18 protein-coding genes and 1 tRNA gene are annotated in these 20189 nt (G+C 70.6%); 6 read left to right on the top strand and 13 right to left on the bottom strand.

Features of this window, described 5'->3' with window-relative positions; genetic code table 11:
- Positions 1-34: 34 nt before the first annotated feature.
- Positions 35-484, bottom strand: a complete 450-nt coding sequence (locus AC54T1_RS12260; protein WP_484345984.1) for a DoxX family membrane protein — start codon at positions 482-484, stop codon at positions 35-37.
- Positions 485-534: 50 nt separating this feature from the next.
- On the bottom strand, positions 535-1080 hold the full coding sequence (locus tag AC54T1_RS12255) for a ferritin (RefSeq protein ID WP_484345985.1): 546 nt from the start codon (positions 1078-1080) through the stop codon (positions 535-537).
- A gap of 162 nt (positions 1081-1242) precedes the next feature.
- On the opposite strand from AC54T1_RS12255, the gene AC54T1_RS12250 reads away from it, so the two are divergent.
- Positions 1243-1944, top strand: coding sequence for a sigma-70 family RNA polymerase sigma factor (locus AC54T1_RS12250; RefSeq protein ID WP_484346050.1), 702 nt, complete (start codon positions 1243-1245; stop codon positions 1942-1944).
- Positions 1941-2231: a mycothiol system anti-sigma-R factor gene (gene rsrA, locus AC54T1_RS12245; protein WP_484345986.1), complete on the top strand. Its 291-nt coding sequence runs from the start codon at positions 1941-1943 to the stop codon at positions 2229-2231. Before AC54T1_RS12250 ends, rsrA begins: the two co-directional genes overlap by 4 nt.
- A gap of 120 nt (positions 2232-2351) precedes the next feature.
- Here rsrA and AC54T1_RS12240 read toward each other — a convergent pair whose 3' ends face one another.
- Positions 2352-2426, bottom strand: a complete 75-nt coding sequence (locus AC54T1_RS12240) for a 50S ribosomal protein bL37 (protein ID WP_484346051.1) — start codon at positions 2424-2426, stop codon at positions 2352-2354.
- A 199-nt stretch (positions 2427-2625) separates the two neighbouring features.
- Between AC54T1_RS12240 and AC54T1_RS12235 the strand changes: the two genes are divergently transcribed.
- Complete coding sequence (locus AC54T1_RS12235) at positions 2626-3714, top strand: type IV pilus twitching motility protein PilT (protein ID WP_484345987.1); 1089 nt, start codon at positions 2626-2628, stop codon at positions 3712-3714.
- A 50-nt stretch (positions 3715-3764) separates the two neighbouring features.
- Positions 3765-4634, top strand: a complete 870-nt coding sequence (locus tag AC54T1_RS12230) for a DUF4097 family beta strand repeat-containing protein (protein ID WP_496912107.1) — start codon at positions 3765-3767, stop codon at positions 4632-4634.
- Between the two features lie 109 nt (positions 4635-4743).
- Here AC54T1_RS12230 and AC54T1_RS12225 read toward each other — a convergent pair whose 3' ends face one another.
- The 7 genes from AC54T1_RS12225 to AC54T1_RS12195 all read right to left on the bottom strand — a co-directional run bounded on the left by AC54T1_RS12225 (position 4744) and on the right by AC54T1_RS12195 (position 13834).
- Complete coding sequence (locus tag AC54T1_RS12225; protein ID WP_496912106.1) at positions 4744-5142, bottom strand: VOC family protein; 399 nt, start codon at positions 5140-5142, stop codon at positions 4744-4746.
- Between the two features lie 139 nt (positions 5143-5281).
- Positions 5282-5896: a GDSL-type esterase/lipase family protein gene (locus tag AC54T1_RS12220; protein WP_484345990.1), complete on the bottom strand. Its 615-nt coding sequence runs from the start codon at positions 5894-5896 to the stop codon at positions 5282-5284.
- 148 nt (positions 5897-6044) lie between these two features.
- Entirely contained in the window at positions 6045-9962 is a 3918-nt protein-coding gene (locus tag AC54T1_RS12215; protein ID WP_496912105.1) for a multifunctional oxoglutarate decarboxylase/oxoglutarate dehydrogenase thiamine pyrophosphate-binding subunit/dihydrolipoyllysine-residue succinyltransferase subunit, read from the bottom strand.
- 251 nt (positions 9963-10213) lie between these two features.
- Entirely contained in the window at positions 10214-11014 is an 801-nt protein-coding gene (locus AC54T1_RS12210; protein ID WP_496912104.1) for an ABC transporter permease, read from the bottom strand.
- Positions 11011-11973: an ABC transporter ATP-binding protein gene (locus AC54T1_RS12205; protein WP_484345993.1), complete on the bottom strand. Its 963-nt coding sequence runs from the start codon at positions 11971-11973 to the stop codon at positions 11011-11013. The genes AC54T1_RS12210 and AC54T1_RS12205 overlap by 4 nt, the downstream gene beginning before the upstream one ends.
- Before the next feature lie 4 nt (positions 11974-11977).
- A complete protein-coding gene (locus AC54T1_RS12200; RefSeq protein ID WP_484345994.1) occupies positions 11978-13093 on the bottom strand; it encodes a HAMP domain-containing sensor histidine kinase in 1116 nt (371 codons plus the stop codon).
- A 12-nt stretch (positions 13094-13105) separates the two neighbouring features.
- The gene (locus tag AC54T1_RS12195) at positions 13106-13834 is read right to left on the bottom strand and encodes a response regulator transcription factor (protein ID WP_484345995.1); all 729 of its coding nucleotides are present in this window, start codon (positions 13832-13834) and stop codon (positions 13106-13108) included.
- A 417-nt stretch (positions 13835-14251) separates the two neighbouring features.
- Between AC54T1_RS12195 and AC54T1_RS12190 the strand changes: the two genes are divergently transcribed.
- Positions 14252-15076 (top strand): M15 family metallopeptidase, encoded by an 825-nt coding sequence (locus tag AC54T1_RS12190; protein WP_484345996.1) that lies wholly within the window; start codon positions 14252-14254, stop codon positions 15074-15076.
- A gap of 157 nt (positions 15077-15233) precedes the next feature.
- Here the strand turns inward: AC54T1_RS12190 and adhE are convergent, their stop codons facing one another.
- Both adhE and AC54T1_RS12180 read right to left on the bottom strand, forming a co-directional pair.
- Entirely contained in the window at positions 15234-17963 is a 2730-nt protein-coding gene (adhE, locus tag AC54T1_RS12185; RefSeq protein WP_484345997.1) for a bifunctional acetaldehyde-CoA/alcohol dehydrogenase, read from the bottom strand.
- 132 nt (positions 17964-18095) lie between these two features.
- The gene (locus AC54T1_RS12180; RefSeq protein WP_496912103.1) at positions 18096-18698 is read right to left on the bottom strand and encodes a TetR/AcrR family transcriptional regulator; all 603 of its coding nucleotides are present in this window, start codon (positions 18696-18698) and stop codon (positions 18096-18098) included.
- A gap of 153 nt (positions 18699-18851) precedes the next feature.
- On the opposite strand from AC54T1_RS12180, the gene AC54T1_RS12175 reads away from it, so the two are divergent.
- Positions 18852-19973, top strand: coding sequence for a hypothetical protein (locus AC54T1_RS12175; protein ID WP_496912102.1), 1122 nt, complete (start codon positions 18852-18854; stop codon positions 19971-19973).
- Between the two features lie 90 nt (positions 19974-20063).
- Here the strand turns inward: AC54T1_RS12175 and AC54T1_RS12170 are convergent.
- A tRNA-Arg gene (locus tag AC54T1_RS12170) sits at positions 20064-20139 on the bottom strand.
- Positions 20140-20189 lie beyond the last annotated feature (50 nt).

The following is a 20189-nucleotide window of genomic DNA, read 5'->3' as shown; positions in this document are numbered from 1 at the left end:
TAGGGCACCGGCCTGCCCGGCTCGTGGAGGGACGTCAGTGGTTGACCTTCTTGCGGGCGTGCTCGACGCGCCACGCGAACCCCGGCCGTCCCTCGCGGTCGAGGCCCGCGAGCAGGGCTGCACCGACCGCGCCGAGCCGACGGGCGAACAGCGTCGTGCGCTCGCGGCGGTCGTCGCCACCGCTGAACGGCTCGTCGGCGACCGCGAGCGGCACCGTGAGGACCGCGAGGAGCAGCGCTGCCGTCCGTGGTGCCTTGCCGAGGGCGAGAGCCGCACCAGCGGCGAGGGTGAGCGCACCGTGCGTCCGCACGGCCGTGGTCAGCTGGCGGTCGGTGAGCGGCACGCCGGGCCCGACGAGCCCGGCGATGCGGTCGGCCGGGACCCGCGCGGCAGCGACGTGGCGGTCGGGGTGACGCACGGCGTCGAGCCCTTCCTGGATGAAGGACGCGGACAGCAGGGAACGGGCGATGGGGCGGATGAGCATGTGGTTCTCCTTGTGCGGTGAGGTGAGGTGAGGTGCGCGTGACGGTCCGGTCAGATCGCGCCGCCGGCGGCGGGCGGGGCGTCTGTGTGGACCCCGCTGTCGCCGACGACCTCGCGCGCGAGGTAGTTCTCGATGTCGAAGAGGTTGTCGCCCGCACGCCGAGCGATCGTCAGGAGGGTGTTCGCGGAGGCGACCTCCTCGACCTGCTCCTTGAGGAACCACAGGAGGAACTGCTCACCCACGACGTCGCCCTCGGTGCGCGCGGCACGGAAGATCGCCTCGATCTGCGCGGTGACCTGGCGCTCCTGGTCGAGCGCGAGCTGGAGGGGCTCGACGACCGTCGAGAAGTCGTTGCGGACCGGGCCCCCGCTGGGGATCCTCACGGGCAGGTCCCGGTCGAGCATGTACTGGACGATCATCATCGCGTGGTTGCGCTCCTCGACCGCCTGGCGGTAGAAGTGCGCGGCGAGCTGGGGAAGGTCCTCGCTGTCGAACCACACGGCGATGGCGATGTACTGCTGGTGCGCGTCGAGCTCGTGGCCGACCTGCTCGCGCAGCAGGGTGAGGAACTGGGAGTCGGGTGCGATGGTCGTCATACCTGAACCGTATCCCCGTGGGTGGGGGTCTGGCCGCTCGAACCGCTCGTTCCTCCCCGCGCTGCCAGCAGGTGCGTGGGTGAGCAGCGCGATGGGAATGCCCGGGCGGTGGGCGGCGTTGTGCCCCACGTGACCTGTGCTGTGGAGTGCCGACCAGCGGACCTGACGAGCGGACCGCGGACGTTCGTCGCCGTCGACGACCGTCCGCGCGAGGGGGCCGTCGGGCGACTAGGCTCGTCGGTGATGACCGACGACCTGAACCGCTCCCCGGAGACCGAGAGCGACGCCGCGCGCACGGCCCGCTTCGAGCGCGACGCGCTCGCGCACCTCGACCAGCTGTACTCGGCGGCGATGCGGATGACCCGCAACCCCTCGGATGCCGAAGACCTCGTCCAGGAGACGTTCGCGAAGGCGTACGCGGCCTTCCACCAGTACCGGCCCGACACGAACCTCAAGGCGTGGCTGTACCGGATCCTCACGAACACCTTCATCAACACGTACCGCAAGAAGCAGCGTCAGCCGTTGCAGTCCGCCGCGGACGACGTCGAGGACTGGCAGATCGCCCGGGCCGCCTCCCACTCCTCGACGGGTCTGCCGTCCGCCGAGGCACAGGCGTTGGACCGGCTGCCGGACTCCGACGTCAAGCGTGCGCTCCAGGAGCTGTCCGAGGACCGGCGGATCGCGGTCTATCTTGCCGACGTGGAGGGCTTCCCCTACAAGGAGATCGCCGAGATCATGGGAACGCCGATCGGCACCGTGATGTCGCGGCTGCACCGTGGGCGCGCGCAGCTGCGGGAGCTGCTCGGGGACTATGCGGTCGAGCGAGGGCTTGTTCCTGCCGGTGGTAAGGAGGACGTGCGATGACGGCCGACGACTGTACCGAGGCGATGCGGCACCTCGAGTCCTGCGACGAGGTGATGCGCCACCTCGACGAGTACCTCGACTCGGAGATGACCCTCCAGGATGCGCAGCGGATGCAGGAGCACGTCGCGGGCTGCTCGCCGTGCCTCGCCGAGCTCGGGGTCGAGGAGATGGTCAAGCGTCTCGTGCGTCGGTCGTGCGCCGAGCAGGCTCCGGATGAGCTGCGAGCACGGATCCGCGCTGCAATCGCTGTGCACACCGCGTCGGCCGGGCCGCCGCCGACGCCCTGAGCGACGTCCCGTCGGCTGGCGAGCCGGGTGGAACGACGAAGGCCCGGCTGCCATGGCAGCCGGGCCTTCGTCGTCCGTCACGGCCTCCGGAGCATGCTCGGGTGGCCGTGCGACGTGAGGTCAGGAGTTGGGGCGCTTGCCGTGGTTGGCTGCGCTCTTCTTACGGTCACGCTTCTTGCGTCCGCGCTTGCTCATGATGGTCTCCTAGAGTGAAAGGAAGGGGTAGCCGCGCGTGTGGCCGCACGTGCCTCTTCCTATCGTCCCACACATGCCGCCGAGAACCAGCACGGGGCGTCCGGGGACGGCCCGTGACGCTCCGGTGGGCCGCGCCGGTGTGGCGGCCCACGCCCACCGAGACCCTCAAGTGCGGCGCGACGATGCCGATAGACCATGCGTGAGCGAACAGAGCCAGTCCGTCATCCCGCTGCTGCACGCACTGGCGAGCACCGGTGCGTCCGATCTCCACTGCAAGGTGGGGTCGTCGCCGCGCGTGCGTGTCGACGGCCGTCTGCGCCGGCTGCAGACACCCCCGCTCACCGAGGATGACACGATGTTCATGCTCTCGGAGGTGCTGCCGAGCCAGTTCGTCGACGACTTCGAGCGGTCGCACGAGGCTGACTTCGCGTTCCAGCTCGACGGCGTCGGCCGGTTCCGCGTCAACGCGTACCAGGCCCGTGGCCACGTCGGCCTCGTGTTCCGCCGGGTCACCGAGGGGACCCTGTCCATCTCCGAGCTGGGCCTCCCCGAGGTCGTCGGCGAGCTGGCGCTCGAGCCGCGAGGACTCGTCCTCGTCACCGGGCCCACCGGCTCGGGGAAGACGACGACGCTGGCCTCGATGGTCGATCTCATCAACACGCTGCGCGAGGTGAACATCATCTCCATCGAGGACCCCATCGAGGTCCTCCACACGGACAAGAAGGCGATCATCTCCCAGCGCGAGGTCCGGCAGGACACCGCCGACTTCACGTCAGCGCTCCGCGCGGCCATGCGCCAGGACCCGGACGTCATCCTCGTCGGCGAGATGCGCGACGCCGAGACGGTGCGCGCAGCCCTGCAGGCCGCTGAGACCGGGCACTTCGTCATGTCGACCCTGCACACGATCGACGCGCAGGAGACGGTCAACCGCATCGTCGACTTCTTCCCGCCCCACGAGCAGGTCCAGGTCCGTACGGCGCTGTCCCAGGCGCTGCGCGGGATCGTCTCGCAGCGCCTCGTGCGGCGCGCGGACGGCAACGGCCGACGTGTCGTGTCGGAAGTTCTCGTGAACACCGGACGCACCGCGGAGGCGATCGTCCACCCCGCAGACAACCCGCCCCTCCTCGACCTCATCAAGGAGGGCGAGTACTACAAGATGCAGACGTTCGACCAGCACCTGTTCGACCTCGTGCGGGACGCCGTCATCACGTACGACGAGGCGTGCGGCGCGGCGACGAACCCGCAGGACCTCACCGTCGAGCTGCGCGGCGCCGGCATCATCTCCTGAGCCCGCGTCACCGCTTGGTCGACCCAGGCCGCCGGGCTACCGTTGCGCGTGTGACCTCACAGAGCATGCGCACCGAGTCCTGGACCATCAGCGAGCCGAGTACCGTCTCGACCGCGCTCCTTGCGCGCGCGGGGAACCCCGAGGACACCGAGCCCCACCTCGCGCTCGACCTGCCGAGCCCCGTGACGACGGTCGTCGTGTCGATCAATGCCGGCTCCGTGCGGGTCGTCGCGCACGAGCACCTCGACGTCCGCACCGAGGTGCTCGCCATCTCGGCGCGACCGCTCGTCGTCGGCCTCGCCGGGGACGAGCTCCGGGTCTCGTACGACTTCACGGGGATCGACGGCGTCGTCGACCGGATCCGTGGGCTGCGGGACAAGGACTCCGTCGAGGTTGTCCTGCACGTGCCGCCGGCCGTGGCCGTCCGGGTGTCCACGGTGCGTGCGTCCGTGCACGTGGCGGGCGTCGAAGGCGCGGTGACCGTGAGCACCGTCGACGGCCCGGTCGAGCTCGACGGCGTCATCGGCTCCGCGACGGTGTCGACCGTGTCCGGCGCGGCGGACGTCGCGCAGCACCGCGGTCCCGTGAACGTCCGGACCGGTACGGGTTCGATCGGCGTCTCCGGGCGTCCGACGCGGGCCGACATCAGCACCGTCTCCGGGGTCGTCGCGCTCACCACCGACCCCGGCGCCTGCGTCATCACGACGAAGACGGTGTCCTCGGACATCGTCCTGCGCGCCCCCGAGGGCACCCGCATCGACCTCCACGCCCGGAGCGTCTCGGGCAAGATCGTGCTCGACGGCGTGGACCTGCGGGCCCGCGGGGCGCGCCCGGCGGCCGTCGACCGGGCGGAGCCGGACGCCACGACCTTCCTGTCCACGAGCACCGTCTCGGGCGACGTCATCGTCTCCCGCGGCTGAGGGATCCGGCGCGCTGGTCTGTTGTGCGCTGCCGCTGGGCAGGGGCCGGTGATGAGTGGGGCCTGTCCGCTCCCGGCGAGGCGTTCTTGCGCCGGTGATCCCGCGACGGCTAGTAGTCCCGCGACGACAGGACGCAGAACTCGTTGCCGTCGGGATCGGCCAGGACCTCCCAGGTCACGTCGGGTCCCTGCCCGACGTCCGTCCGCTGCGCCCCGAGTCCGATCAAGCGCTCGATCTCGGCCTCGCGGTCCTGGCCCGTATGCGGGGCGAAGTCGAGGTGCAGGCGGTTCTTCCCCTTCTTCCGATGCTCCACGGGCACGAACACGAGGCCGGGTGGTACCTGCTCGAAGGCGAGTGTGCGCCCGAGCTCGCGGGCCCAGGGTGGAACGACGACCGCCTCGTCGTCGGACTCGAGCAGCACCTCCCATCCGAAAGCCTCGGACCACCAGCGCGCGAGGTGGCGGTGGTCGGTGGACTCGATGACCGTGGAGTACCAGCGAAGCGTCATGGCACCACTCTGCCGTCTCCAGGAGGCTCGCGCACCGCGTCCACGGCCATCTCCCGGCCGCAGGTGACAGACTTCCTCCCGACCCGCCCGGACCGCAGCGAGACACCCGCACCCGGCGGACGGCACAGCTCCGACGGGCTCAGGCGGCGTCGTCGGGCAGCCCGAGCCAGCGGTACCACCCGGTGTGCAGCACGAGCCACGCCATGAGGCCGTAGCCCGCCTGCCCGGGATAGGGCGTGCCGTTCGCTGCGAGGTCGCTCAACCACTGCTCGTGGCTGACGAGCGGGGTGAACGTGTCGACGTATGGCACCCGTCGGCGGTTCGCGACGTCCCCGAAGGCTGTCGACAGCTCACCGAGACGGTCGCGCTCCGCGTCCGGTCCCGGAGGTGGTCCGACGACGAAGGTGGGGATCTTCCTGTCGTCCGCGACGTCGAGGATGTTCGCGAGGTTGAGCCGGCTGCGGGCGACGGAGAGCCCGGCGGCGATGTCCGCGCGGCCGAGCGCGATGACGAGGCGGTGGTCGACACGGGGGTCGCCTGTCGCGCGCCGGTTGAACTCGGCCTCCCAGCGTGCGCTGAGCGCCGTGGTCGTCTCGCCGGGGACCGCGAGGGGGAAGACCATCGTGAGCGCGGGGGAGTGGGTGCGTGCGGTCACGCGCCCGAGCCAGCCGAGACCTTTCGGGTCTCCCACCCCGGCAGCGAGCTCGTCTCCGACGACGCAGATGCGCAGCTGGTCAGTGCCGGGCGAGGTCACAGGGGGCTCCCGTTCGGGTCGAGGGTGGAAAGGGCGCACGGTGCGTCGTGCCATTGTCCGCCCCCGTACGGCAGACGCCCGGCACACCGGTGGGTGTGTCGGGCGTCTGCCGGGTTGCCGCGGCGGACAGCGGGGGGGACCGGACCGATCAGCGCTCGAACGCCCGCGCGATGAGCTCGGCCTGCTCCACCTGGTGCTTCTTCGCGGACCCCGCCGCGGGCGACGCGGACGCCGAGCGCGAGACGACGCGGAGCGGGCGACCGATGGCCGACGGGAGGTTGAGCGCGATGAACGGCCACGCACCCTGGTTCTCCGGCTCGTCCTGCACCCACACGAGCTCAGCGTCGCCGAACGGGGCGAGCGCCTCGGTGACCGCCGCGGGCTCGAGCGGGTAGAGCTGCTCGATCCGGACGATGGCCGTGCGCGTGTCCTCGTTCTTGGCCTGGTGGGCGAGGAGGTCGTAGTAGACCTTCCCCGAGCACAGGAGCACGCGGTCGACCGGCGACCCGTCCGCAACCCGACGCTCGGCGGCATCGTCCCCGATGACCTCGCGGAAGGTGCCCGAGGTGAAGTCCTCGGGCGCCGAGGCTGCGGCCTTGAGCCTGAGCATCGACTTCGGCGTCATGACGACGAGCGGGCGGCGGGGCCGGGCGTACGCCTGCCGCCGCAACAGGTGGAAGTACGACGCCGGGGTGCTCGGGAACGCGACCGTGAGGTTGTCCTCCGCGCACATCTGCAGGAACCGCTCGAGACGGGCCGACGAGTGGTCCGGACCTTGTCCCTCGTAACCGTGCGGCAGCAGGAGCACGACGGAGGAGTTCTGACCCCACTTCTGCTCGGCGGAGGAGATGAACTCGTCGATGATGATCTGCGCACCGTTGACGAAGTCACCGAACTGGGCCTCCCAGAGCACGAGGGCGTCGGGGCGCTCGACCGAGTAGCCGTACTCGAACCCGAGGGCCGCGTACTCGCTGAGGGACGAGTCGTAGACCCAGAACTTCGCCTGGTCGGCCGCGAGGTAGAGCAGCGGGGTCCACTCCGCTCCGGTCTCGCGGTCGTGCATGACCGCGTGCCGCTGGACGAACGTCCCGCGCCGCGAGTCCTGTCCGGCCAGGCGCACCGGCGTGCCCTCCATGAGCAGCGAACCGAAGGCGAGGATCTCGCCGTAGCCCCAGTCGATCCCTCCCTCGCGGGACATCTTCGCGCGCTTCTCGAGGAGCTGGCCGAGCTTGGGGTGGACGGTGAAGCCCTCCGGGGGCGTCACGTGCGCGTGCCCGATCCGGTCGAGCACGCTCTGGTCGGTCGCGGTCTTCCACCCCACCATGGTGCCCGCGTCCTCACGCTGGGACTCGGGACGCTCGAGGCCGGCGATCGGGTCGGCGTCGGAGTTCGGCGTGTAGTCACCGTCCCGCGTCTCGGTGAACACGCGCTCGAGCTGCGCCTGGTAGTCCTGGAGGACCTGCTCGGCCTCGTCGAGGCTGATGTCGCCGCGCGCGACGAGGTTCTCCGTGTACAGCGTGCGGACGGAGCGCTTGGCCTCGATGAGGTTGTACATGAGCGGCTGCGTCATCGAGGGGTCGTCGCCCTCGTTGTGGCCGCGGCGGCGGTAGCAGATCATGTCGATGATCACGTCACGGTCGAACTGCTCGCGGAACTCGAAGGCGAGCCGTGCGACGCGGACGACCGCCTCGGGGTCGTCCCCGTTGACGTGGAAGATCGGAACCTGCAGGCCCTTCGCCACGTCCGTGCAGTAGAGCGTCGAGCGTGACGACGACGGGCCGGTGGTGAACCCGACCTGGTTGTTGATGATGACGTGGATCGTCCCGCCCGTGCGGTAGCCGCGCAGCTGGGACAGGTTGAGCACCTCGGTGACGACGCCCTGCCCCGCGAACGCCGCGTCGCCGTGGATGAGGATCGGCAGCACGGAGAAGCCGTCCCCACCGAGGTCGATCCGGTCCTGCTTCGCCCGGGCGACGCCCTCGAGGACGGGGTCGACGGCCTCGAGGTGGGACGGGTTGGCCGCGAGGTACACCTTGGTGCGGGCGCCCGACTCGGACGTGAAGGTCCCCTCCGTGCCCAGGTGGTACTTCACGTCGCCGGATCCCTGGACGCTCTTGGGGTCCTGGTTGCCCTCGAACTCCTTGAAGATCTGCGCGTAGCTCTTGCCGGCGATGTTCGCCAGGACGTTGAGACGCCCACGGTGAGCCATGCCGATGCAGACCTCGTCGAGGCTCGACTCCGCGGCGCGGGAGAGCACGGCGTCGAGAAGGGCGATGACGGACTCGCCACCCTCGAGGGAGAAGCGCTTCTGCCCGACGAACTTCGTCTGGAGGAAGGTCTCGAAGGCTTCGGCGGAGTTGAGGCGACGCAGGATCCGCAGCTGCTCCTCGCGGGGCGTGCGCTCGTACCCGGCCTCGAGACGGGCCTGGAGCCACTTGCGCTGCGTGCGGTCGGCGAGGTGCATGTACTCGGCGCCGATGGACCGGCAGTAGGAGTCACGCAGCAGTCCGAGGATGTCGCGGAGGGTCGCCTTGGGCGTCGACCCGAACCCGCTCGTCGGGAAGACCCGGTCGAGGTCCCACAGCGTGAGGCCGTGCGTCTGGACGTCGAGGTCCGGGTGCTTGCGCTGGCGGTACGCGAGCGGGTCGGTGTCCGCCATGAGGTGCCCGCGGGACCGGTAGGAGTGGATGAGCTCGGCGATGCGCGCGGGCTTCGCAGCCTCCGCGTCGGCGTCGATCGTGTTGTCACGCACCCAGCGCACGGGCTCGTAGGGAACGCGCAGGGACGCGAAGATCCGGTCGTAGAACCCGTCCTCGCCCAGGAGCTTGGTGCCGAGGATGCGCAGGAAGTCGCCCGACTGGGCGCCCTGGATGATCCGGTGGTCGTACGTCGAGGTGATCGTCAGGACCTTGGAGATCGCCATCCGGGACAGCTGCTCGAGCGACGCGCCCGCGAACTCGGCCGGGTAGTCCATCGCACCGACACCGATGATCGTGCCCTGCCCCTGCATGAGGCGCGGCACCGAGTGCACGGTCCCGATGGTGCCGGGGTTGGTGAGCGAGATCGTCGTGCCCTGGAAGTCCTCGACGGTGAGCTTGTTGCCGCGGGCACGGCGCACGACATCCTCGTAGGCGGACCAGAACTGCGCGAAGTCCATCGTGTCCGCGGACTTGATGCTCGGCACCAGCAGCTGGCGGGTCCCGTCCGGCTTCGCGAGGTCGATGGCGAGACCGAGGTTGACGTGCGCGGGGGTGATGACGGCGGGCTTGCCGTCGAGCAAGGTGTACCCGGCGTTCATGGCGGGCATCTCGGCAAGAGCCTCGACGAGCGCGAACCCGATGATGTGCGTGAAGGAGATCTTGCCACCGCGGCCACGGACGAGGTGGTTGTTGATGACGATGCGGTTGTCGACCATGAGCTTGGCAGGGATCGCCCGCACCGACGTCGCGGTCGGGACCTCGAGGCTCGACTCCATGTTCGTCACGACACGTGCGGCTGGGCCACGGAGCTTCGTGACCTGGGGGTCCGCAACCGGGGCTCGGTCCTTCGCGCGGGTCTCGGGCACCTGGGCGTAGGGGGCCGTGGCGGGCTGCGCCGTGGCGACGGGGGGAGCGGGCTCGGCGTCGGCCTGCGTGGGCGACGACTGCGCGACCGCGGCGCTCTGGACGGCCTGCGCCTGCTGGGCGGCCTGTGCGCCGTGCCCGGGCGCGGTCGAGGGGTTCGAGGGCTGCGGGGCCGAAGCGGGCTTCGCGTCCTTCACGGTGTCTGCGTCCTTCGTGGGGGTCGAGTCCTGCACGGTCTGGGGAGCAGGGGTGGTGCTCCTCGCCGGCGTCGGGCTGGCTGTGGCAGGTGCGGGCCGTGCGGGTGCGGCACTCGACGGGTCGGCGCCGTGCGCGCTGTCGGACGGCTGCGAGGGGCTGTACCGCTCGAAGAACTCCCACCAGGCGGGATCGACCGAGTCCTTGTCCTGGAGGTACTGCTCGTACAGCTCGTCGACAAGCCATTCGTTGGCGCCGAAGACGGCGCTCACATCGCTGATCGGCTCTGAGTCAGCATTCGAGGACACGCTGGGATCGCCCACTTTCACCACGGTTCGTCACCGCTCGGAGTGCGGCGCGAGACCACTCCACCCTAGAGCCTCCACGCTGTCGGTCGAGACCGAAAGTGGGCGGAATCACCCAACGACTTGTGTGATTCGTGAGGCGGTTCACTCGCAGGTAAACGCGCGGCAACGGGTCCGCGGTGTTCGTCCAAAGACGGTGCTGCCCAGGGCACAGTGGGGTAAGAGCGCCGGGAGCTGCACAGCGGCGACCTGCGTCAGGGCACGTCCCGGCGCAGGGACGTCGCAGCGCCGGCCGCCGCGAGGACGAGCGCGTAGGCGAGCAGCACCGCGAGACCCGCCCCCCACGGGAGCATGTCCCCCAGGCCCATCGCCGAGAAGACGCTGCCCCCCGTCGCGGCCTCCCCGGCCGCACCGGGCAGGAACTTCGCGGCCTCGCCGAGGGCGCCACCCAGGGTGCCGAGCACCAGCCTCAGCACGGCCTCGACGAACTGGGTGTAGACGAGGATGACGATCACGGCGAGCACCTGGTTGGTGATCAGCGAACCGATCCCGACGCCGACGCACGCCCAGACGGCCAGCACGAGGACGGAACGCAGCGCGAGCGTCCACGTCTCGGGTGCCAGGAGCTGGGTCGGGTTCCCGGTCGCGGCCAGTACCGCCGCCCCGGCGACGATCGTCGCGAGGGTCCCGACGATGCCGAAGATGAGTCCGACGGGAACGGCGGCGAGGACCTTGGCGCCGAGCACGCGGACGCGGTTCGGGTCCGCGAGGTACGTGGGGATGATCGTCCGGTGCCGGTACTCCCCGGTGACGGACAGTGCGCCGATCGTCACGGGGAACACGTAGCCGAACGCGGCGGCGACGCCGTAGACGGAGGTGCGGACCATCTCCGGGGTGATGACGGGCGCATCGGGCCCGCTCTGGGCGCCCTCGGACAGGCTGAAGGCGAGGATCGCTCCGAGGAACGCCATGTAGCCGCCCAGGGCGAGCAGGAGGATCCACCACAGCCGTGTCGTCACGAACTTGCGGTACTCGCTGACCAACGACGCTCTCATGACGCAGTTCCTCCGGGCGTGGTGGTCGGGGTGACCGGGAGCGGCTCGCCGATCATCCGCAGGAAGATCTCCTCGAGGCTCTCCGAGCGGTCGGTGAGCCCGTGCAGCTCGAGCCCGGCGGCGTGCGCCGCGGCGCCGGCCCGGGCCGTCGTGATGTGCTCGACCTCGACGGTGCGCCCCTCGTCCCAGGTGGCGCTCGGCTCCCAGCCCTGCGCGACGAGGAGCTTCGCGAGCCCAGCGGGATCCGGTGAGGAGATCCGCACGCGGGGGACGGACAGGGTGTCGAGCGTGTCGATCGGTGACGCGTGGAGCAGGCGCCCGCGGGCGATGACGATGACGTCGTCGACCGACTGCTGCACCTCGGAGAGCATGTGGCTGGAGACGAGGACGGTACGCCCCTCGCTGGCGAGGAAGCGCAGGAATCCGCGCAACCAGCGGATGCCCTCCGGGTCGAGGCCGTTCGACGGCTCGTCGAGGAGCAGCACCCGCGGGTCGCCGAGCAGGGTGGTCGCCAGCGCGAGCCGCTGGCGCATCCCGAGGGAGTATCCGCTCGCCGGCCGGCGGGCGGCGGCCGCGAGGCCCACCTGGTCGAGGAGATCGCGGCAGCGGGCGTCGCTCGCCCCGGCGAGCGGTGCGTAGACGCGCAGGTGGTCGATCCCCGACCGTCCCGGGTGGAAGCTCGTCGCCTCGAGCGCCGCACCCACCTCGCGCAGCGGATGGGGGAGCTGCTGGTACGTCATGCCCGAGATGGTGGCGGTCCCCGACGTGGGTCGGGTGAGCCCGAGGAGCATCCGGAGCGTGGTGGTCTTGCCGGACCCGTTCGGGCCGAGGAAGCCGGTGACACGCCCGGGCTCGACGTCGAAGGACAGGTCGTCCACGGCCCGGACGGCACCGAAGTGCTTGGACAGGCCACGCACCCGGATCCTCCCTGGCTCGGGTGCTGCGGAGGTCACGCTCACGACGTCAGTTCTCCCTCGTCTCGAACAGCTGGTCGGGCCCGTCGTCGGGCCCGGGGTCGTACGGCGTGCCGTCCTGCGGGAGGGTGATGCGCAGCGTCGCCCCGCTCGGGGTGTCCGCCACCTCGATCGTGCCTCCGTGGAGATCGACGGCCCACCGCACGATGGCGAGGCCGATCCCCGTCCCGCCCGAGGTCGTCGGGCCGGTCTGGCCGCCGGAGCCGCGGGCGAAGCGCTCGAAGATGCGTTGACGGTCCTCCTTGGCGATGCCGGGCCCCCGGTCGCTCACGTCGATGACCACCGAGCTTCCGGCGCGGCGCGCGCTCACCGTCACCACCTCCCCGAAGGGCGAGTGCCGGATGGCATTCTGCACGAGGTTGACGATGATCTGTCGCAGGCGCTCAGGATCGGCGGTGAGCGAGAGCCCCTCCGGTTCGACGTCGACGACGAGCTCGAGGTGCTTGCCCGCCTCGATGGTGGACATGGAGTCGACCGTCTCCTGGAGGAAGGAGTGCGCGTCGAGCTCCGTCATCCTGAGGTCGGCGGCGCCCGCCTCGATGCGGGACAGGTCGAGCAGGTAGGTGATGAGCCGGGTGAGGCGCTCCGTCTGGGTGAGCGCGGTCTGGAGCGTCGCGGGCGTCGGTTCGACCACGCCGTCCACGAGGTTCTCCAGCTGTGCCTGCAGGGCCGCGACGGGGGTCCGCAGCTCGTGGGAGACGTTCGCGATGAGCTCCCGACGCACCTGGTCGGACGACGCGAGGTCCTCGGCCATGACGTTGAACGCCATCGCCAGCTGGCCGACCTCGTCGTGGCTCGTGGCGCGGACCCGGCGCGAGTAGTCGCCCTCGGACATCGACCGGGCAGCCGCAGTCATCTCCCGCAGGGGTGAGGTCATGCCGCGGGCGAGGATCATCGTGAAGAGCATGGAGACGCAGAACGCGAGCGGGAACGTGTACGTCGGGCCCGTCGTGTTGCGCAGACCGATCCACGTGATGAACGCGGCGACCGTCACGCTCGCCGCGACGAGGACGGCGAGCTTGGTCTTGAGGGAACGGAAGCGGTCGAGCGGGCGGACGTCGGGCAGGTGGGGGCGCAGGGGCCGCGGATGCCGGGGGCTGCTCATGCGCGAGGACTCTCAGTCGGAGGTGGGCGGTTCGAACGCGTACCCGACGCCGTGCACGGTCCGGATGAGGTCGGGCCCGAGCTTGCGGCGCAGGGCCTTGATGTGCGAGTCCACCGTGCGGGTCCCGCTGGCGTCGGCCCAGTCCCACACCTCGGCGAGCAGGCGCTCCCGGGTCTGGACGGTGCGGGGGGAGGACGCGAGCATGACGAGAAGCTCGAACTCGGTGGGCGTGAGGTGGATGTCGGCTCCCGCGCGGTGCACCCGACGCTGCGCACGGTCGATGTGCACGTCGCCGACGATGATCGGGGGCTCGGACGGATCCGCCGCGCTCGCCCGGGCCGCACGATCGACGCGCCGCAGGAGCGCCTTGAGCCGTGCGACGAGCTCCCGCATGGAGAACGGCTTCGTCATGTAGTCGTCGGCGCCGACACCGAGGCCGACGAGCATGTCGGTCTCGTCGTCGCGCGCCGTGAGCATGAGGATCGGTACCGGGCGGTCGGCCTGGATGCGACGGCACACCTCGAGGCCGTCGATCCCGGGCAGCATGACGTCGAGCACGACCGCGTCCGGCTGCAGCCGTGCCGCAGCCTCGACGCCGGTCAGCCCGTCGCGGGCGACCTCGGTACGCCACCCCTCGGCCGCGAGGCGCTGAGCGATCGCGGTCGCGATCGCGGGCTCGTCCTCGACGACGAGGATCGTGGCGCCGGGGCTGCTCCCGGCCGATGGTGAAGGTGCTGACATACGACCACAATCCCACACCTCGCGCGGGGCGCGGTGCATCCGGATTCCCGTGGCCGCGCCGACTGTGACGTGGAGGGGGTTGGCTGGACCGGTATCGTTCGTTACTCTTCCGTAACAGTACTTGCGGTCTTGCTCCTCCCGGTTCCTTCGCCCGGTTCGCCCTGCGGCGGAGACGTGCGGTGAGGAGTGGGACCGCTTCGTGCGACCGGCGTTCGGCGCGGGTTGTGACTACAGCGAGGTGTCGTGCAGCAGAGCAACATGCCGTCAGGCGAAGCGCCTCTCTCGAGGCGAGCCCTTCGGGAGGCGGCCGAGGCCGCGGCCGCGCAGAACTCGCGGCGTCCGAGGCTGACCCGCCCGACCGTGCAGCCTGCGGCGTCCCCTCGCCCCGCGCTCGTGGCGTCGACGACGGCTCCGACGGTGGCCGGACCGGCCGCGAAGCGGCCGGAGAAGCGCACGGAGACTCCCCGCCGGGGAACCGAGCGGGGTGCCTCGTTCGCTCCCCGGGCGCGGTGGATCCCTCGCGCAGCAGTCCTCACGGGACTCGCGATCGCGACGATCGCTGTGCCGCTCACCGCAGGGGCCGACGGCGGAGCTGGTACCGGGGCGTCCTCCTCGGGTGCTGGCACGGCGGTCGCCGCAGCTCTCCCGGCTGACGGCGTCGACGGACCCAGCACGCTCGAGGTCGTCGGTAACGCCACCGTCGACGCGACGCCGCCGCCGAGCATCGCCCAGGTCGTCCCCGAGGACCAGCGCACCGTCCAGGCAGCGAGCCGCTCCGCGGAGCGCACCGGGACCTCCGGGTGCGATGCGAGCACGGAAGCGATCGGCACGAACGGGAACCTCGACACGAGCACGCTGTGCAAGCTGTGGGGGACCGGGCAGATGCTGCAGGCGGAAGCCGCGGTGGCGCTCACCGCCCTCAACGACGCGTACGTGGCCGAGTTCGGCGTGAACATGTGCATCACGGACTCCTACCGGACGCTCGCGTCGCAGTACACGCTCAAGAGCCAGAAGGGCGGGTTCGCCGCACGGCCCGGGACGTCGCAGCACGGCTGGGGCCTCGCGGTCGACATCTGCAGCGAGAGCTACAAGGGCTCGGACAAGTGGGACTGGCTCAACACCAACGCTCCGTTGTACGGCTGGGACAACCCCCCGTGGGCGCGCAAGGGCGGCTCCGGTGCGTACGAGCCGTGGCACTGGGAGTACACGTCCGGTGTCGAGGCCCAGAAGACTTCCCGCTGATCGGCTGAGCACCCCGGCCGCCCGCCCGGAGACAGGCCGCGGCGAGCGCCCGCACGCAGAAGGACCCCGTACACGCAGAAGGACCCCGTACCGGTGGTACGGGGTCCTTCTGCGTCGCGGCTACCGAACGGGAGCTGGGCGGACGGTCAGGTGACCGTCACGATGCCGCGGGGTTCTCCGATGCCGCAGGGCTCTCGGACGCCGCGGAAGTCTCCGACGCCGCGGCCCGGCGGGCCCGGACCTCCGCGAAGGACGTGCCGTAGTAGGCCGCCTCCATGAGCGTCTTCATGTCCTCGAGCATCGGCATCCGCGGGTTCGCGGGAGCGCACTGGTCCTCGTAGGCGCCCATGGCGAGGGTGTCGAGCTGGCCGATGAAGTCGGCCTCCGGGACGCCCTGGTCCTGGAACGACCGGGGCATGCCCACGGCGTCGCGGAGCTTCTCGACGGCACGGGCGTAGGACTCGACGCCCTCCTCCGGTGTCGCAGCAGGGAGCCCGAGGTGCTGGGCAATCTGCTGGAAGCGCTCCGGAGCGACGTAGTGCTCATACTTGGGCCAGCTCGTGAGCTTCGTCGGGACCGTGCCGTTGTACCGGATGACGTGCGGCAGGTACGTCGCGTTCGTGCGTCCGTGGATGAGGTGGAACTGCGCACCCGTGACGTGGGCCATGGCGTGGACGATCCCGAGGAACGCGTTCCCGAACGCCATGCCGGCGATGGAGGCCGCGTTGTGCAGCTTCTCGCGCGCCTTGACCACGGTCTCCTCCGTGCTGCCGGGCCCGCCGACGACCGACGCCTCGATGTTCTCGAAGATGAGCTTGATCGCGTGGAGGCACAGCCCGTCGGTGAAGTCGTTCGCGTAGACCGACACGTACGCCTCGGTCGCGTGCGTCAGGGCGTCGAACCCGGAGTCGGCGGCGAGGAAGGACGGCATCATCGCGGTGAGCACCGGGTCCACGATCGCGACCGTCGGGGTGAGCGCGTAGTCGGCGAGCGGGTACTTCTTCCCCGACACCGGGTCGCTGATCACCGCGAACGGCGTCATCTCGGAGCCGGTACCCGACGTCGTCGGGATGCACACGAGGCTGGCCTTCTCGCCGAGGTCGGGGAACTTGAAGGCGCGCTTGCGGACGTCGAAGAACTTCTCCTTCATGTCGGCGAACTCGATCTCGGGGTGCTCGTAGAGCAGCCACATGACCTTCGCGGCGTCCATCGGCGAGCCGCCCCCGAGCGCGATGATCGTGTCCGGGTTGAAGTGCCGCATCTGCTCGGCGCCCTTCTGCACGGAGTCGACCGTGGGCTCGGGCAGGATGTCGTCGATGATCTGCAGGGCGATGCGGTCGCCGCGCCGGTTGAGCACGTCGAGGATCTTGTCGACGAAGCCGAGCTTCGTCATGGTCGAGTCGGTGACGATCGTCACCCGGCTGATGCCACGCATGTCCGCGAGGTAACGGATGGCGTTGGGCTCGAAGTACGTCTTCGCGGGGACCTTGAACCACTGCAAGTTGTTGTTCCTCCGACCGATGCGCTTGATGTTGACGAGGTTCACCGCGGAGACGTTGTTGGAGACGGAGTTGTGGCCGTAGGAGCCGCACCCGAGCGTCAGCGAGGGGATGAAGGCGTTGTAGATGTCGCCGATGCCGCCGAGCGAGCTCGGGGCGTTGGTGATGATGCGGACCGCCTTGACGCGGGACCCGAACTCCTCGATGACGGCTGCGTCCTCGCTGTGGATGGCGCCCGAGTGACCGAGGCCGTCGAACTCCACCATCTGCTCGGACAGCGAGATGCCTTCTTCGGCACCGTCGGCCCGGAGCACGGCGAGCACCGGCGCGAGCTTCTCGCGGGTGAGGGGCTCGTGGGGCCCGACGCCGGAGACCTCCGCGAGGATGATGGAGGTGTCCTCCGGGACGGTGAACCCGGCCTGCTGGGCGATCCACACGGGCGACTGGCCGACGACCTTGGCGTTGAGCTTCGCCTCGCCGCAGTTCGTGGAGCCGGCCTGGACGCCGAAGATGTACTCCTCGAGCATCGCCTTCTCGGCCGCGTCCGCCCGGTAGGCGTGCAAGGTCGCGAACTCTGCCATCGCGTCGTCGTAGATGGGTGCGTCGAGGATGACGGCCTGCTCCGACGCGCAGATCATGCCGTTGTCGAACGCCTTGGACAGCACCACGTCGTTGACGGCGCGCTTGAGCTTGGCGGACCGCTCGATGAACGCCGGGACGTTCCCGGCGCCGACGCCGAGCGCGGGCTTGCCGCACGAGTACGCCGCGCGCACCATCGCATTGCCGCCGGTCGCGAGGATGAGGGAGACGCCGGGGTGGTTCATGAGGAGGCTCGTGGCCTCGAGCGACGGGGTCGCGATCCACTGGATGCAGTTCTCGGGGGCGCCGGCCGCGACGGCCGCGTCACGCACGACCTTCGCTGCGGAGACCGAGCATCCCTGTGCGGACGGGTGGAAGCCGAACACGATCGGGTTCCGGGTCTTGAGGGCGATGAGGGCCTTGAAGATCGCGGTGGAGGTCGGGTTCGTCACGGGGGTGACCCCGCAGATGACGCCGACGGGTTCGGCGATCTCGGTGATCCCCGTGAGCTCGTCGCGGCTGATCACGCCGACGGTCTTGAGACCGACCATCGAGTTGGTGACGTGCTCGCACGCGAAGATGTTCTTCACGGCCTTGTCCTCGAACACCCCGCGCCCTGTCTCGCGCACGGCCTGGACGGCGAGCTCGCCGTGGTGGTTGAGCGCGGCGACCGAGGCCTTCTTGACGATGTGGTCGATCTGCTCCTGGGTGAAGGACGCGTAGTCGGCCAGCGCGCCCTGCGCGGCCTCGACGAGCTGGTCGATGTGCTGCGCGACCGATCCGGTGACCGGGGTGTCCGTGAGTGTCATGGTGTCCTCTTCGTGGCTACCTGGGGTGAGTGGGTCTACGCATCACGCTAGGTCGCCGAGGGGGCTGGCACATGCGTCGAAGGTCCCACGTGCCCGGTTCGCCAGGGGCGATCGGCAGGACCGGCGACCGGATCAGGTCGCCGCGCGGCTGTCCGTGGTCGCCTCGGAAGGGCGGCGTGCCCTGGCCCGGAGACCGTCGACCAGGGTCGAGACCATGCGGTCGACGAGGTCGGGCGTGGCGTGCCGGACGAGGGTCGGCTGGGGGCGCGTGAGGATGGCGACGGCCACGACGAGGTCGAGCGCACCGAGGTCGTCCGGGACGAGGCCGGCGCTGCGGACGTCGATGAGCAGCGCGTCGACGGCTGTCAGGGCCGTGTCCTGGGCGGTGCGGACGGGGCCGTCGAGACGGTCGCCCAGGTGCTGGGACAGGGCGGCGGTGAGTGCGCCGAGGTCGAGCTCGACGAGTCGGTCGACGTAGGTGCGCCAGGCGGCCTCGGGTCCGTGTGTGAGCTCGCCGGCGGCCTCGTCCGTCGCTGCACGGATGTCGTCGAGGATCGCGAGGGCGACCTCGTCGATGATCTCGGCGCGTGAGGCGAAGTTGCGGTAGAGCGTCGCGATACCCACGCCCGCGCTGTCGGCGACCGCCTCGAGCGCGACGTCGCTGCCTGCTTCGGCGAAGAGCCGGCGCGCCTCCCGGACGAGGGCGGCCCGTCGTCGGGCGGCGTCTGCTCGCATGGCCTGCTCCAGCTTCTGGGGGCTCGCGTGCCCGGGGGACGGCGGGCGGGTGTCGTGGCGCTGTGACGGATCTCCTGCGCACCCATCCTACGTGGAGGAAGATCCTCCGCTAAAGTGGAGGATCTTCCTCCACTACAGATCGGACAGCACCCCATGGCGACGACCGCCCTCACCGACGCGCCCACCGACACCCCCGACGTGGCGCCCGACGGGCGGGACACCGGCCAGCGCGGCCGGCGCGCACCTCACCCGGCGGTCTCGCTCGCGAGGATGACCGTGGGGCTGGGTGCGATCCTCGTCGCTCTCCTCGCGCTGTTCATCCTTCCCTCGCTCAAGAGCGGGGCACGGGACCTGCCGACCGGCCTCGTCGGCAGCCCGGCCGCGGTCGCGCAGGCGCAGGAGTCCCTCGCGACGCTCGCACCGGGCGCCTACACCCCGCAGTCCTTCGCGTCCGACGACGCGCTCCGGACGGCCATCGAGGAGCGCGACGTCGTCGGAGGCCTCGTCGTCGACGACGAGGTGCACGTCCTCGTCGCGAGCGCCGGGTCCACGGCGATCTCCGGGGTGCTCACCGCCACCGCCACCCAGATGGCCGCAGCCCTCGACGTCCCGGTCGTCGTGACCGACGTCGTCCCGTTGCCCGACACGGACCCCACCGGCATCGGGATCGGTGGGCTCGCGTTCCCGCTCGTCTTCGGCGGCATCGTCCCCGCAGTCGCCTTCCGGTCCGTCTTCCCCCGCAGCCAGGCGTGGCGCGTCGCCGGGCTCCTCGTCTTCTCCGCGATCGGCGGATCCGTCGTCGCCGCGGTGCTCCAGGTCTGGTTCGGCAGCATCGTGTCCGCGTTCTGGCCCGTCGCCGGCTCCATGGCGCTCGGCATCGCCGCCCTCGCGCTCCCGCTCGCCGGCCTGCAGCAGCTCTTCGGTGGCAAGGGCTTCACCCTCGGGGCCATGGCGATGATGTTCCTCGGCAACCCGCTCGCGGGCATCGCGACGACCGGCGCGTGGCTGCCGGCCGGCCTCGGCGCCGTCGGACAGCTGCTCCCGCCCGGAGCGACGGGTGCGCTCGTCCGCTCGGCCGCGTACTTCGGCGGCCACGGTGGCCTCGCACCTGCCGCGACCCTCGCCGTGTGGGTGGCCGTCGGGGTGGTCCTCAACCTCGTCGGCGCACGTCGGTCGGCCGCGGCAGCTGCGAGCGGCACGCGCGAGGCAGGCGGACCGACGATCGTGAGCGCGGGCCCGTCCGGCACGAGCGACAGGCCGACGTCGTCTCACTGAGGGGTGCGCCGGATCATCCAGCGCTCGACGAGGGAGTGGGGGAGGTGGCCCACCAGGCCGGTGGGCCACGGTGCGTGCACCCACGACGTGTGGTGCCCTCGATAGGATTCGAACCTACGACCTTCTGCTCCGGAGGCAGACGCTCTATCCCCTGAGCTACGAGGGCGGGGACCGTGCCGGCGGGGTCGGGGACCCATGACCGGTCAGGCATGGAGC

The organism is Sanguibacter sp. Z41_6, assembly GCF_059621145.1.
This window is presented reverse-complemented; position numbering and strand designations above follow the sequence as displayed.

Bases quoted from the DNA above. Each gene is read 5' to 3' on its own strand.
- AC54T1_RS12260 (WP_484345984.1), bottom strand. From the start codon at position 484: ATGCTCATCCGCCCCATCGCCCGTTCCCTGCTGTCCGCGTCCTTCATC.
- AC54T1_RS12255 (WP_484345985.1), bottom strand. From the start codon at position 1,080: ATGACGACCATCGCACCCGACTCCCAGTTCCTCACCCTGCTGCGCGAG.
- rsrA (WP_484345986.1), top strand. From the start codon at position 1,941: ATGACGGCCGACGACTGTACCGAGGCGATGCGGCACCTCGAGTCCTGC.
- AC54T1_RS12225 (WP_496912106.1), bottom strand. From the start codon at position 5,142: ATGACGCTTCGCTGGTACTCCACGGTCATCGAGTCCACCGACCACCGC.
- AC54T1_RS12210 (WP_496912104.1), bottom strand. From the start codon at position 11,014: ATGAGAGCGTCGTTGGTCAGCGAGTACCGCAAGTTCGTGACGACACGG.
- AC54T1_RS12200 (WP_484345994.1), bottom strand. From the start codon at position 13,093: ATGAGCAGCCCCCGGCATCCGCGGCCCCTGCGCCCCCACCTGCCCGAC.
- AC54T1_RS12195 (WP_484345995.1), bottom strand. From the start codon at position 13,834: ATGTCAGCACCTTCACCATCGGCCGGGAGCAGCCCCGGCGCCACGATC.
- adhE (WP_484345997.1), bottom strand. From the start codon at position 17,963: ATGACACTCACGGACACCCCGGTCACCGGATCGGTCGCGCAGCACATC.
- AC54T1_RS12180 (WP_496912103.1), bottom strand. From the start codon at position 18,698: ATGCGAGCAGACGCCGCCCGACGACGGGCCGCCCTCGTCCGGGAGGCG.
- AC54T1_RS12175 (WP_496912102.1), top strand. From the start codon at position 18,852: ATGGCGACGACCGCCCTCACCGACGCGCCCACCGACACCCCCGACGTG.